Here is a 12,223-nt window from a genome sequence, read left to right as displayed (position 1 = left end):
ATTAATGGCTTGTTGTCTCAGTTTTGTCCGCTGCTTTTTGATTCTCTTCTAACTGTTGCATATAAAGCGCGTCGAAATTAATGGGTGCTAATACCAATTGTGGGAAACTGCCACGAATAACTTGTGAAGTAATGGCTTCACGCGCATAAGGGAAAAGAATGCTTGGGCAGAAACTACCTAATAAATGATCGAGTTGTTGGCCAGCGGCACCCTGGATTGTGAAAATACCGGCTTGCTTCACTTCTACTAAAAAAGCGACCGCCTTTTGATTTTTGACAGTTGCAGTAACAGAAAGTACAACCTCATAAACCCCTTCCTCTAATTGTGTGTTCTGGGTATTCAAATCCAGCGTTAACTCTGGTTCCCACTGTTGTTGGAAAACTGCAGGTGTATTAGGGGTTTCAAACGATAAATCTTTCGTATAAATTCGTTGAATCATAAATTGAGCTTCTGTATTTTGTTGCATATCACTGGTGTGTTCTGACATTGTTTATTTATCCTCGTAAAAGTTCATCTAATCGCCCTTGGTGTTCCAGAGCGTACATATCATCGCAGCCACCTATTGGTTGGCCGTTTATGAATATTTGTGGCACGGTATGTCTACCACTTTTTGCTATCATTTCATCCCGTTTATCAGGTTCATCATCGATACGGATATCGGTATAGGAGACTCCCTTACTTTCCAATAACTGCCGTGCGCGCATGCAATAAGGGCAGTAGACAGTGCTATACATAATTACTTCAGCCATGATTTTATTTTCCTTTGACTACTGGCAATTCAGCGGTTTGCCATGCGGCCATGCCACCCGCTAAAGCCATTGGTTGCGTAAATCCTTTTTCACGTAATTTGGTGGCGAGTTGAGAGGATTGCAAGCCACGTGCACAAACAAGAATTAGCGGCTTTGTTTTATACTTGTCCATGCGCTGTTCGTTAAAGTCATCAGCCGTAGCACGGATAGCGTCAAGGATGTGGCCATTCCGGAAAACCTCCGCTTCGCGGAGATCAATCACCACAGCATTTTCATGATTGATCAGATTAACAGCCGCTTGTGGTGAAAGTTCCTTGGCCCGCTTTTTCTGGGTTTGTAATTCATTAATAAAAATGATTAATAAAACAATGACCAAGGCAAGCCAGAGCCCCCAATGATTTACAACAAATTGACCTAACTGTTCCATACCTAACCTAATTAATGGCTGCAAATAGGCGAATTATCCTTAGAATGTTGTGATAACGCAAGTTATCCATGGCCCATCTTATTAATTAGCGTGAGGACATAAAAAATACCCATACTTTATTATGTCATTAACCCGGAAAAGCGACCCTCTTTTGAACGCGATTCAGTCCAATTTAGTCCAATTCGACCTGGAAAAGTAATTCTATTTTCCTAAATCGAATTCAGGCTGATTATCAATTGCACGGTTTGGCAATTGGTTTTAGCAGCAAAGTTGCCGATATTAAACAAGGAAAAAATAGCCCTTGAATCTAAGGGGCGCTTCTTGCCATTTCTTGTAAACGCCTTATCCGTTCGCTGGTTAAAGGATGCGTTTTAAAGAGTGCTGCTAATTGTTCCCCACTTAAAGGATTAACAATAAACATATGAGCAGTGGTTGGATGTTCTTCAGCCGCTTGAAATTGGCCCTGTTGGTTAGCATTTTCAAGTTTTGCTAAAGCACTGGCCAGCCATAAGGGATGCCCGCATAATTGAGCGCCACCGGCATCTGCTTCATACTCGCGCGAGCGCGAGACAGCCATTTGAATCAATCCAGCTGCCAGAGGGGCAAGCACCATCATGAGTATGCTTACCAACGGATTAGGGCGATCCTCATCGGAGGAGTGGCTGAACATCGAGGTCCACATGAACAAATTAGCAACACTGCTGATTGCTCCGGCAAGCGTAGCAGCTACTACACTAATTAATGTATCGCGATGGATAACATGCGACATCTCATGAGCAAGGACGCCTGTTAACTCTTCCTGGGTCATACGGCTTAACAAACCGCTGGTTACAGCAATACTTGCATGTTCAGGGTTACGGCCTGTCGCAAAGGCATTTGGTGTGGGATTATCAATGGCGTAAACCTTCGGCATGGGAATTTGAGCTTTGGCGGCTAATTGTGCCACGATGCTATAGACCGGATGGCTCGGATCCAATGGTTGGGCATTGTACATGCGTAAAACCAATTGATCAGAGTACCAATAGGCACCGAAATTCATAATAACGGTAAATCCGAGCGCTATTAATAAACCTGTACGCCCACCTAATAGACTACCAATGACCAGCAACAAGGCAGTTAAGGCAGCCAACAAAATGAAGGTTTTCATATTATTCATGACTAATCCCTACCCGTATTTCGGATCGTTTAACGATATAAAAAAAAGGATTCTGCTTTTTATATCGAACTGACGTAATTTAGATTAAAGGTAGTGGCAGCTATTGTTAATTTCAAGTCCTTGCTCCAAATAGTTCCATGACTTCCGGCAACGGCTGTCCGACAGCCGCAGAGGGGTATTTTATCGCCAGGATAGCTGCAAGGGTTGGTGCTATATCGGTGGTGCTGACTATTTTGCTAATTCGCTGCGCTTTGAAGGCTGGATTAACAAATAACAAAGGAACATAACTATCGTATTGCCAAGGGGTTCCATGGGCTACACGCTGTTCACTTTTGTCGGCCAGGGCTTGATAAGGCGGAGCAACCAGATACAGATCGCCAGAGCGATTGGGAAAAGCCATTTTATCTACTTTGGCACTTAACCAATCATGCTCGGTGTTAGCAAGGGGCATTGGATAAGCTTGAAAAATCGCCGCTTGCTGCCGGAGAGTCTCGGCGAGGTAAGTGCTGATTTCATTAACGGATAATTGATGCTCGTTAATCAGTTGATGGTTAAGGTAGATGTAAGGTAGGGAAATAGCTTGCAAACTTTCAGGAGGTAATTGAAAACGTTTCGCTAATGTTTGTTCGATCAATGTTTGTAATGCTGGCAATTTTAGGGAATTATTTTCCTTAATTTGATGGGCAGCAAGGTAGACCGGCGAATCACTGACGCCGTGATCAGCGGTTAATACAATCAGGGTGTTTTCAAGGCCAACTTGTTTGTCAATGGCGGCTAATAATTTTGCCAATGTTTTATCGAGCCGTAATAGATTATCTTCCGATTCAAGGCTATTGGGGCCGAATTGATGTCCAATTGCATCAACGGCAGAAAAGCTGATGGCTAAATAATCGGTTTTATCAGAGCTGGCACCTAATTTCTCTTCACGTAACAGATGGATGGCAAAATCAGCGGTTAATTCATCGGCAATAGGAGTCATGGATAAAAATTTATAATAGGTTGGTGAGTCAGGTGCTCCCAAATGATGGGGGAAGTTACGGCCAAAACCTGGGAAGCGATTTTTGAAGGTAGGGGCATTCGCATAGTGGTAATTAACCGCTTCATTGCTCAAAGCCCAGGTTTCATTTTTCGCTTCATAACCTTTATTCCATTGATTGACCCATTGCGGATACGCTTCGTAATAGTGACGACTGGTCACAAAACCACCGTTTTCTTTGTCAAACCAAAATGCCTTCCCCGCGTGGCCAGCCAGGGTAATGGCGCCGCGATCTTTCAGAGAGACGGCAAAAGCCCGACCCGCTTGAGACAATACAAGCTCATCACTTAAGGTGGAGGCCAACAAGTTATGGGGAGAGCGCCCGACTAGCTCTTTTTTCGTGCGCGACGTGGCTAAGATCTTACTTTGCTTATCTTCAACACAATAAATACTTTGCTGTGTCTGTTTATCATACCAATCATTGTTGACGATGCCATGCAAGGCTGGGTAACTGCCTGTGGCAATAGTGGCATGGCCTACACAGGTGACGGTATTTGCATGTGGATGATGGGCATTATTGTAATCAAGACCATGCGCCAACAAATAATTGAAGCCGTCTTTACCAAATTTTCGATGATATTGGTTAATTAAATCGCCACGCAATTGATCGACAACAAGCTGGACAACAAGTCTGGGGGGCTTTATTTCGGCAAACACCGTGCTAACACAAAGTAAGAGTAAGACGCTGATGCTTTTTTTCATTATTGCTCCCTGGCATTAATAAAATTTAAATAGCGGCATCCTAAAGGAGTTTGAGCGGCTGGTAAATAGAAGGAGATGCTTATAATTTAGAAAATTTGCCCAAATTTATGAATAAAATTTTGATTTTTAAAAGAAAAGCTGATTAGGCAGGACGCTTTTAAAATTTAATCATAGGAATATAAATTGATTAATTAGATTAAAGAAAAGCCATGACGAATGAATTTAGTTAGTTTACACTGGTCGATGGTGAAATAGATTTCACTTAACCATTCATGGATTTTAAGGAGAAACAACAATGGTTTTTAAGGTAAGAGAATATCAACACATTATGGATGGTACTACCAGGGAGGACAGTACCAGGAACGAGGATGGCTTCACGGATACTAGAGCTACTCTTAGGGGGGAGCATCGTGCTGAATCTGTAGACAAGCTAAGACAACCACGACGCCATCAGGTGCAATTTATCGATCAGTCAAAATTGCTATTACATTCTTCAGGGAAAACGCAACCCGAAAAAGCACGGATTATGACAGGGTTAATGCTGCTTGAGTTAGCGATTATCGCTGAAAGCTATGGTGAAAATATTTTCGATACCATTGCAAAGGATTTGAAAGCAACGAAGCCTTCTGAGAGAAGTAAATCTTATCAGGGGAGTACTTACTTCCGTTGCTTGTTTGTTAATATAGGTTTAAAACCGGACAATCCGCTCGATTATGAAGACTACCGTTTGTTAATTGGTAAGGCAAAAAATTTTATTACCTCCCATGTGTATGTTGATGGGGATTCTCTCAGTGGCTTTAAAGATGGACATGAGTTTTCAAAGATTGAAGAATTAAAGATTGATGATTATCTTCAAGTGTGTACTAAGGTTAGTGCTGAAGCAGAGCACCGTATCATAAACCGAAATGTGCTAAAAAAGCAGGCTGAAGAGTTACGTAAAGCTGAAGAGTTACGTAAAGCTGAAGAGTTACGTAAAGCTGAAGAGTTACGTAAAGCCGAAGAGTTACGTAAAAAATCGGGCGCCAGTACGTCTTGGGGATTGAGGTTATGGTCATCACCAGCCCCTACCGCAGAATCTGAGAAACGGGATGAAGTCAAGGCCACGGAAGAATACAAGGAACAGACAGAACAGCTTGTATCAACTCAATATCAATAGCCAATTCAGCACCCTGCAAAACGCAGGGTGTTTGTTTTACTATTTACACCTCTACGGGATAGCCAGACATCGCCCACTCAATAATACCGCCATCTATGGAATAAACTTCCCGATATCCCATGGCTATCAGGGATTGTCCGGCGTACAGGGATCTCACACCGCCTTTGCAATAAAGGTAAATCGCTTTATGTCGCTCAGGAACTTCGGTCTCGATACAGGCAGGCAGAGTATCCTTAGGAATATGTAGAGCGCCAGGAATCCGGGCTTCCTCCCATTCATCCGGTTCGCGAACATCAATTAAACATAAATGCGGCTCAAGCGCTTGGCGTTTTTTTAATTCATGAACATCAATGATAGTAACAGTGGCGTCAGTCATGGTGTCTCTCTTAGGGCTGGTCGGGTGAGCGTTGAATGATGGATAAACCAGTATATAGCGGCTGTAATAACACCGCCAATCAGCGTAGCGAAAGCCCAGGTTGCTGCAGATACCAAAGCAGGGCGTTGTCCCAGCTTGTATAAATGACCTGCATCACGTGCTACTGCTCCGGCAAAGAGAACGTGCAGGATGGCAGTGATTAGCATGAGAAGATAATGCATGGTTTGAATCTGGTTTTCATATTGCTGCATGATTTCAGTTAACATTTACAGAAGCTCCGTGCGTTTGTCTTGATTGTCGCCATGATATCAGAAAAAGAGCGCTGATGACGCAAAAGATAGCCAGGCTTTGTAAGTAGTTTGGTGTTTCATTAAACACAACAAACCCCCAGAATAACCCCGTTAAGGCAACCATGCCGCCTGTCAAACTATAGAAAACAGGGCCAGCCAGGCGAACGAGTTGGAAAAAAAGTATATAACCGAGGCTGGATAGTATGATTTCTAACAGAACGACTTGTTTGGCTGTCGTGAAAGGCATGCTGAGAGGATAAAATGCCTGTTGTTGGATGACCATGGGGGTCAACAACAGCGATGCGGCGAGTAACATGCCGCTGGCAGCTTGTAAGGCGTTTAATTTTTCGGGTTGATAGGCGGCAATATAAATCGAACAAAGTGCAAAACACAGTGGGCTAATTAAAGCAAGTAAAGTCCAGCTTGAGAATAAATGCCCATTGTCTGGAGCAATGATAAGCAAAATACCTGTCATACCTAATAGAAGGGCAAGGATGCGCCATACATCAAAACGTTCCTGGCCAGCCGCCAAAGCCAGGGGATAAACCAATAGGGGCACTGTGTTCACCAAAACTGCCAGTAAGCCTGCTGGAATATGAGGCGCGATGAAGTACATATTGGTATTGGGTATCGCAATACCTACCAAACCGCATACAAGGAAAAAGGGCCAATTTCCGGGTTGGAGTAACGCGTTATTTTGGGTGATAAAACTGGTCAGTAATAATAACAGGGCTGGCCCCAATGCTTGCCAAAATGCATAACCTAAGGGCGGCACACCGTGAGTCATTGCATATTTAGCCAAGCTATAACCTGAGCCCCAGATAAAACCCAGTATTATTAACAGAAGGATTGCCACTAAAGTTTTAGAGTTACTCACGCTTCATACTCATTCATTAAAAATCCTGTTGAGAATTAGAAAACCATCAACCATAAGCGGATCATTGGAATGAGGAAAAACGGTGTCAATACATCGGATACGTCCCTCAAACAGCCCTGGCACTTATAGAAAAGAATAATTATAACTATATCGCGGATAAAATCAGAGTGATATCTGGGTGTTTAGATTGGTCTGCTGGATTAAGAATAGTTTTCATCCTTTGATTCAGTCTTTAACCTGGGTTACCATCTTTTGATAATTTATCACGGGAGAGAGCATGCAAGCTGAGGATGTTCCTGTACCTCATTTGACTACAGCCCATTACGGCCCTTTACATCATGTAGAAAAAGTTATCTTGAATCAGGTGGCGACAATCGAAACATGGTTCCGGCAAAAATGGCGGGAAACACCGCCGCCACTAACTTCTTCAGTGGATTTGCGCCATGCAGGGTTTAAATTGGCACCAGTAGATACCAATTTATTTCCTGCGGGTTTTAATAACCTGAATCGTGATTTTCTGCCCTTGTGTGTCCAGGCTGCCCAATCAGTCTTGGATGACTACCTGCCTACTTGTAAAAAAATTTTGTTGCTACCGGAGAGCCACACCCGTAATCGCTTTTATTTACAGAGTCTCGCTGTCTTGCGTGATATTTTTATGAAAGCAGGTTTTATAGTACGTATAGGCAGTTTGGATCCAGAATTAACATCCCCTACCGAAATGCGTACTGATGAGGGTATAAGCTTGCTCATTGAACCCATACACCGACGTGGCGATCGAGTTGAATTAGCTGATTTTAATCCTTGCATGCTATTGTTAAATAATGACTTATCCTCAGGAATACCGGAAATTTTACAAGGCATAAAGCAAGCGATAAGACCAACTGCAAAATTGGGCTGGTCCTCAAGACTAAAATCCAGTCATTTCCATTTTTTTGATCAGGTCGCTACGGAGTTTGCGCAATTAGTAAATATTGATTCCTGGTTTATTAATCCCTATTTTTCTGCGGTGGATGGTGTTGATTTCATGGCTCAGGAAGGGGTGGATGATTTAGCTGAACAAGCTGATAAATTGCTCGCTTTAATCAAAGATAAGTACGCCACTTATGAAATTTCAGAAAAGCCTTTCCTCGTCGTCAAGGCAGATAATGGTACCTATGGAATGAGTGTGATGATGGTGCATGATGCGGAGGAATTACGCCAGCTGAATCGCAAGCAACGTACCCGTATGGCTGTCAGTAAAGGGAGTCGAAAAGTAGACCGTGTAATGATTCAGGAAGGCGTATACACTTTTGAAACCATGCCGGATGGCGCAGTAGCAGAACCTGTTGTTTATATGATTGGCCAATTTGTAGTAGGCGGTTTTTATCGTGTCCATCAAGGGAGAGGAACGAATGAAAATCTGAATGCACCCGGTATGCATTTTGAACCTTTGGCGTTTGCCCAAGCTTGTAATATGCCACGTAATGATTTGGCGGTAGTCGATTGCCCTAACCGTTTTTACGCATACGGCGTTATAGCGCGTCTTGCTGCTCTTGCTGCAGCAAGGGAAATTGCAGCGGTCGGAGGGGAGTAGACATGAAACTTGCTGTGCTGATGGATCCTTTGCACAAATTAAAGCCGTATAAAGATTCAACCATTGCTATGCTTAAAAGTGCACAAGCCCTGGGTTGGTCTTGTGCTTATTTTACTCTTGCCGATTTGTATTGTCAGGGTGGGCGTGCCTATGGACAAATGTCTACCATTAAAGTCGGAGATGAAACCAGTACGAATTGGGCAGAAAGCACTTTTTGGGGTGAGTGTGCTTTAGCCGAGTTTGACATTATCCTGATGCGTAAAGATCCGCCCTTTAATATGGAATACATTTATGCAACCTATGCGCTCGATTTAGCGGAGCAGGAAGGGGTTTTGGTAGCCAATAAACCGCAAAGTTTACGTGACGCCAATGAAAAATTTTTTACCCTCAATTTTCCGCAATGCTGTCCGCCTACCTTAGTTAGCCGGGATATGGATCGCTTACGTGCTTTCTGGCATGAGCATCGCAATGTTATTTTTAAACCCCTTGAAGGGATGGGAGGGAGTTCAGTTTTTCATGTTAATGAGAAAGCTCATAATTTATCGGTGATACTGGAGGTGTTGACTAAGGGGCAACAGATTAGCGTGATGGCACAGCAATACATTCCGGAAATTATTACCGCGGGTGATAAGCGCATCATACTGATTAATGGTGAACCTGTGCCATATGCACTGGCACGTATTCCTGCGAAAGGGGAGTTACGTGGCAATCTTGCTGCGGGCGCTCACGGTAAGGTTGTAGCGATTACAGACCGGGATCGTTGGCTTTGCCAGCAAATTGCGCCAACACTGAAAGCCAAGGGATTATATTTTGTTGGAATCGATGTGATAGGTGATTATTTAACCGAAATTAATGTTACAAGCCCTACCTGTATTAAAGAAATAGAAGCGGAAACCGGGTTAGATATTGCGGGGGATTATATGCGTTGCCTGGCTACTTTAGTTTCTTCTTAGGTTGCCAGCTTATTAGAGGAGAGGTTTCCTCCTCTAGCTTAAACGCTACCTTCAAACTGTAATTGGCGCCAAGCTTCAAAAAGAATAATAGCCACAGAATTAGATAAATTTAAACTTCGGCTGTTCGCACACATTGGAATGCGGATGGCAGTGTAGCGCTCCCTTAAATCGGCCGGTAAGCCCCTTGTTTCAGGTCCAAAAAGTAAAAGATCCTCATCTTGATAGTCGACTGTAGTATAATTTTTTTCACTTTTAGTTGTACAAGCGAAGATACGACGCTGGTGATTTTTTTCTATAAAGCATTGCTCGTCAGGATAGTGGATTATATTGGCCCATTCGTGATAATCCAAACCAGCACGTCGCATGCGCTTGTCATCCAACTCAAATCCTAATGGATGAATGAGATGAAGCTGTGCGCCGCTGTTAGCGCACAGACGAATGATGTTACCTGTATTGGGTGGAATTTCAGGCTGGTAGAGTGCTATGTGCAGCATGGCTATTGCTTTTTAGATTCTGGTTTAGATGCAGCCGGCGTTGGCTCTTCTTCGTCATCAATATAATCTTCCCCGCCTTCCTCATTCTCATCAACATAGAGAGAACCATTATCTTGTTCACCGGTGATGCGGAAATGACGGTGCTGCAAATAGGCATCACGGATAAAGGCATATTTATCCAGGGCTTGGTCCATTAAACGCTCATTCTCAAGGAATTGCGAGCGTAGATCGACATACCTCAGTCCAGCTAATGCATAGATAATCCCATCACTAAAAAGATAGGGATAGGGAGTAAACACCGTATAATCGAAGACCATACCCATGCCATCACGGATGGTACTGGGCCCCAGGAAAGGAATCACAATGTAGGGGGACTTTTTATCGCCCCATTTGGCAAAAGTTAACCCTAAATCATTATAGTGAGGCGGCAAACCAAAGCGTTTATCCGCTACATCAAAAATACCCACCACGCCGATGGTCGAGTTGATCAAAAAGCGCCAGCTATCCTTGACCGTATAGCGCCAGTCAGCTTGGAGTACATCATTCGCGACGGTCGGAAGCATTGCCACATTATTGTAGGCATTATTGATGCCCAGTCGCACCAGTGGAGGTACAACGGCTTTATAAAATTTTGCTGGGGGTTTTAAAAAGGTTGCATCAAACGCCATATTAAATTTGTGTATTTCGCGGTTAAGCGGCTCGTAAGGATCGTCAGGATTTGGACCTTTGTGTACACAGGCAGATAAAATGAACGAGCTGATCAAGGTCGCGAAGATACCAATTAAGCGCATGATTATTTTAATTTTTGATTGCGAGAGTTGATGTTACAACACTTTCTGTGTCTTGAAAACGATTCCTGGCAGACAAATCAAAGGAATACTCGCATCTTGATGTTAATTTTAGAGTTTATTGACGGAGTGGAAAAGCATTGATTTGCTACGTTCGCTGTTCATTGACTACCCTATAAACTGCGTTGCGATGCTCGTAAATCAATGCTTTTCGGCCATGATAGTAGACCTGCCAACAGACCCTAAAATTGCAGTAAAAAAGTGACTGGACCATCGTTACAAAGATGAACTTGCATATCAGCACCAAACTGACCACTGGCTACCTTCGGATGCATTTTAAAAGCAAAATGCAGGAGTTGATTAAATAGTAATCGTCCTGTTTCTGGTGTTGCTGCTTTAGAAAAGCTGGGGCGTAATCCTTTCTTTGTGTCTGCTACTAAGGTAAATTGAGGTACTAATAATAAACCACCTCCTATCTCCTTAAGGCTTAAATTCATTTTGCCTTGCTCATCACTAAAAATGCGATAATTAAGACATTTTTCCAGCATACGAAGCAGGGTAGATTCTTCATCAGCCTGTTCAAAACCACAAAGAATCAATAAGCCTTGAGCAGTCTCGCCCATAATCTGGTCATTAATAACGACTTTTGCTTCACTAACCCGTTGTACTACAACTAACATACATCCAAACCTTGACGAGAAATTTCTTTGCCGGCGGCAATTAGAGCATCAATAATCCCTGTTTCTTGATCCGAATGGCCTGCTTCTCTCACTATTCTTAAATTTGAAGCAGGCAGGGCTTGATGTAATTCCCAAGCCCCTGCCAATGGACATATCATATCGTAACGACCGTGAATAAGATAAGTAGGCAGGTGTCTAATTTTATGCACATTAGCCAGAACCTGATTTTCTTCAATAAAAAAGTGATTATTAATGAAATACGATTCCAGGGTGGCAAGTGCCAGAGCAAAATGGGGTTCGCTATAGTGTTCAATAACGTTCGCATGCGGTTGTAAACTACTGCAGCGTGCTTGCCATAATGCCCAGTGTTTGGCAGCAGCCATACGAGCGACTTCATTGTCGCCTTGCAGGCATCTGGCATAATAATGAGTAAGGTGATTTTGCTCTTCCAAGGGTACAAGGCTAATGAATTCTTGCCAATAATCCGGATAGATTAGATTTGCACCTTGACGGTAAAACCAATCTATATCCCGTTGTCGGCCTAAAAAAACATGATGTAATAGCAAGGCGTGTACCTGCTGCGGATATAATTGAGCATAGAGCAAAGCCAGCAGTGAACCCCAACCCCCACCAAATAATACAAAGCGTGTTATGTTTAAGTAATCGCGAATGGTATCGATGTCATCAAGCAAATTTTGCGTGTTATTATTCTTAAGTTCAGCATGGGGCGTTGAGCGTCCGCAACCACGCTGATCAAATAAGACGATGCGATAAATTTGGGGATCAAAAAAACGACGTAGATGATTGGCTCCCTCGGCCCCTGGACCCGGATGTAGCACGAGCACTGGTAAACCATTTGGGTTACCGGTTTCTTCCACATAAAGTACATGGGGTTCACTAACCGGCAATTCGCTGCATTTGTAAGGCTTAATGGGAGGATAGAGAGTATGCATAATAGGCTCGCTA

The 12,223-nt window shown here is 43.2% G+C and carries 15 protein-coding genes; 3 read left to right on the top strand and 12 right to left on the bottom strand.

Annotated features, from left to right (window positions below):
• Nucleotide 1 precedes the first annotated feature (1 nt).
• From secB to DYC89_RS11110, 5 genes are all read right to left on the bottom strand, one after another.
• On the bottom strand, nucleotides 2–487 hold the full coding sequence (gene secB, locus DYC89_RS11130; protein WP_115221851.1) for a protein-export chaperone SecB: 486 nt from the start codon (nucleotides 485–487) through the stop codon (nucleotides 2–4).
• Nucleotides 488–494: 7 nt separating this feature from the next.
• Nucleotides 495–749 (bottom strand): glutaredoxin 3, encoded by a 255-nt coding sequence (gene grxC / locus DYC89_RS11125; RefSeq protein WP_115221850.1) that lies wholly within the window; start codon nucleotides 747–749, stop codon nucleotides 495–497.
• A 4-nt stretch (nucleotides 750–753) separates the two neighbouring features.
• A complete protein-coding gene (locus DYC89_RS11120; protein ID WP_115222741.1) occupies nucleotides 754–1,176 on the bottom strand; it encodes a rhodanese-like domain-containing protein in 423 nt (140 codons plus the stop codon).
• Nucleotides 1,177–1,483: 307 nt separating this feature from the next.
• The gene (gene htpX, locus DYC89_RS11115) at nucleotides 1,484–2,332 is read right to left on the bottom strand and encodes a zinc metalloprotease HtpX (RefSeq protein ID WP_115221849.1); all 849 of its coding nucleotides are present in this window, start codon (nucleotides 2,330–2,332) and stop codon (nucleotides 1,484–1,486) included.
• Nucleotides 2,333–2,444: 112 nt separating this feature from the next.
• Complete coding sequence (locus DYC89_RS11110; protein WP_115221848.1) at nucleotides 2,445–4,070, bottom strand: alkaline phosphatase family protein; 1,626 nt, start codon at nucleotides 4,068–4,070, stop codon at nucleotides 2,445–2,447.
• Nucleotides 4,071–4,365: 295 nt separating this feature from the next.
• Between DYC89_RS11110 and DYC89_RS11105 the strand changes: the two genes are divergently transcribed.
• Complete coding sequence (locus DYC89_RS11105) at nucleotides 4,366–5,226, top strand: hypothetical protein (protein WP_115221847.1); 861 nt, start codon at nucleotides 4,366–4,368, stop codon at nucleotides 5,224–5,226.
• Between the two features lie 43 nt (nucleotides 5,227–5,269).
• On the opposite strand, the gene DYC89_RS11100 is transcribed toward DYC89_RS11105, so the two are convergent.
• Genes DYC89_RS11100 through DYC89_RS11090 form a run of 3 tightly spaced genes read right to left on the bottom strand, consistent with a single transcriptional unit; the run spans nucleotide 5,270 to nucleotide 6,769 of the window.
• Nucleotides 5,270–5,602: a rhodanese-like domain-containing protein gene (locus DYC89_RS11100; RefSeq protein WP_115221846.1), complete on the bottom strand. Its 333-nt coding sequence runs from the start codon at nucleotides 5,600–5,602 to the stop codon at nucleotides 5,270–5,272.
• Entirely contained in the window at nucleotides 5,599–5,868 is a 270-nt protein-coding gene (locus DYC89_RS11095) for a hypothetical protein (RefSeq protein WP_115221845.1), read from the bottom strand. The genes DYC89_RS11100 and DYC89_RS11095 overlap by 4 nt, the downstream gene beginning before the upstream one ends.
• Nucleotides 5,858–6,769: a DMT family transporter gene (locus tag DYC89_RS11090; protein ID WP_115221844.1), complete on the bottom strand. Its 912-nt coding sequence runs from the start codon at nucleotides 6,767–6,769 to the stop codon at nucleotides 5,858–5,860. Before DYC89_RS11090 ends, DYC89_RS11095 begins: the two co-directional genes overlap by 11 nt.
• Nucleotides 6,770–7,046: 277 nt before the next feature.
• On the opposite strand from DYC89_RS11090, the gene gshA reads away from it, so the two are divergent.
• Both gshA and gshB read left to right on the top strand, forming a co-directional pair.
• On the top strand, nucleotides 7,047–8,342 hold the full coding sequence (gene gshA / locus DYC89_RS11085) for a glutamate--cysteine ligase (protein ID WP_115221843.1): 1,296 nt from the start codon (nucleotides 7,047–7,049) through the stop codon (nucleotides 8,340–8,342).
• A gap of 2 nt (nucleotides 8,343–8,344) precedes the next feature.
• Nucleotides 8,345–9,295 carry a glutathione synthase gene (gshB, locus tag DYC89_RS11080; protein WP_115221842.1) on the top strand — a complete coding sequence of 317 codons (951 nt, stop codon included), beginning with the start codon at nucleotides 8,345–8,347 and terminating at the stop codon, nucleotides 9,293–9,295.
• Nucleotides 9,296–9,333: 38 nt separating this feature from the next.
• On the opposite strand, the gene trmL is transcribed toward gshB, so the two are convergent.
• The 4 genes from trmL to pip form a co-directional block, all read right to left on the bottom strand.
• The gene (trmL, locus tag DYC89_RS11075; protein ID WP_115221841.1) at nucleotides 9,334–9,789 is read right to left on the bottom strand and encodes a tRNA (uridine(34)/cytosine(34)/5-carboxymethylaminomethyluridine(34)-2'-O)-methyltransferase TrmL; all 456 of its coding nucleotides are present in this window, start codon (nucleotides 9,787–9,789) and stop codon (nucleotides 9,334–9,336) included.
• Nucleotides 9,790–9,791: 2 nt separating this feature from the next.
• Entirely contained in the window at nucleotides 9,792–10,580 is a 789-nt protein-coding gene (locus tag DYC89_RS11070) for an MlaA family lipoprotein (RefSeq protein WP_115221840.1), read from the bottom strand.
• A 239-nt stretch (nucleotides 10,581–10,819) separates the two neighbouring features.
• The gene (gene dtd, locus DYC89_RS11065) at nucleotides 10,820–11,257 is read right to left on the bottom strand and encodes a D-aminoacyl-tRNA deacylase (protein WP_115221839.1); all 438 of its coding nucleotides are present in this window, start codon (nucleotides 11,255–11,257) and stop codon (nucleotides 10,820–10,822) included.
• Nucleotides 11,251–12,210, bottom strand: coding sequence for a prolyl aminopeptidase (pip, locus tag DYC89_RS11060; RefSeq protein WP_115221838.1), 960 nt, complete (start codon nucleotides 12,208–12,210; stop codon nucleotides 11,251–11,253). Before pip ends, dtd begins: the two co-directional genes overlap by 7 nt.
• Nucleotides 12,211–12,223: the final 13 nt, after the last annotated feature.

It is taken from the genome of Legionella donaldsonii (assembly GCF_900452385.1).
Lineage (GTDB): Bacteria > Pseudomonadota > Gammaproteobacteria > Legionellales > Legionellaceae > Tatlockia > Tatlockia donaldsonii.
This window is presented reverse-complemented; position numbering and strand designations above follow the sequence as displayed.

Coding starts and splice junctions, on each gene's coding strand:
- trmL (WP_115221841.1), bottom strand. CDS start 9,789: ATGCTGCACATAGCACTCTACCAGCCTGAAATTCCACCCAATACAGGT.
- DYC89_RS11110 (WP_115221848.1), bottom strand. CDS start 4,070: ATGAAAAAAAGCATCAGCGTCTTACTCTTACTTTGTGTTAGCACGGTG.
- DYC89_RS11095 (WP_115221845.1), bottom strand. CDS start 5,868: ATGTTAACTGAAATCATGCAGCAATATGAAAACCAGATTCAAACCATG.
- grxC (WP_115221850.1), bottom strand. CDS start 749: ATGGCTGAAGTAATTATGTATAGCACTGTCTACTGCCCTTATTGCATG.
- DYC89_RS11070 (WP_115221840.1), bottom strand. CDS start 10,580: ATGCGCTTAATTGGTATCTTCGCGACCTTGATCAGCTCGTTCATTTTA.
- dtd (WP_115221839.1), bottom strand. CDS start 11,257: ATGTTAGTTGTAGTACAACGGGTTAGTGAAGCAAAAGTCGTTATTAAT.
- htpX (WP_115221849.1), bottom strand. CDS start 2,332: ATGAATAATATGAAAACCTTCATTTTGTTGGCTGCCTTAACTGCCTTG.
- gshB (WP_115221842.1), top strand. CDS start 8,345: ATGAAACTTGCTGTGCTGATGGATCCTTTGCACAAATTAAAGCCGTAT.
- DYC89_RS11120 (WP_115222741.1), bottom strand. CDS start 1,176: ATGGAACAGTTAGGTCAATTTGTTGTAAATCATTGGGGGCTCTGGCTT.
- gshA (WP_115221843.1), top strand. CDS start 7,047: ATGCAAGCTGAGGATGTTCCTGTACCTCATTTGACTACAGCCCATTAC.
- DYC89_RS11105 (WP_115221847.1), top strand. CDS start 4,366: ATGGTTTTTAAGGTAAGAGAATATCAACACATTATGGATGGTACTACC.
- DYC89_RS11100 (WP_115221846.1), bottom strand. CDS start 5,602: ATGACTGACGCCACTGTTACTATCATTGATGTTCATGAATTAAAAAAA.
- secB (WP_115221851.1), bottom strand. CDS start 487: ATGTCAGAACACACCAGTGATATGCAACAAAATACAGAAGCTCAATTT.
- pip (WP_115221838.1), bottom strand. CDS start 12,210: ATGCATACTCTCTATCCTCCCATTAAGCCTTACAAATGCAGCGAATTG.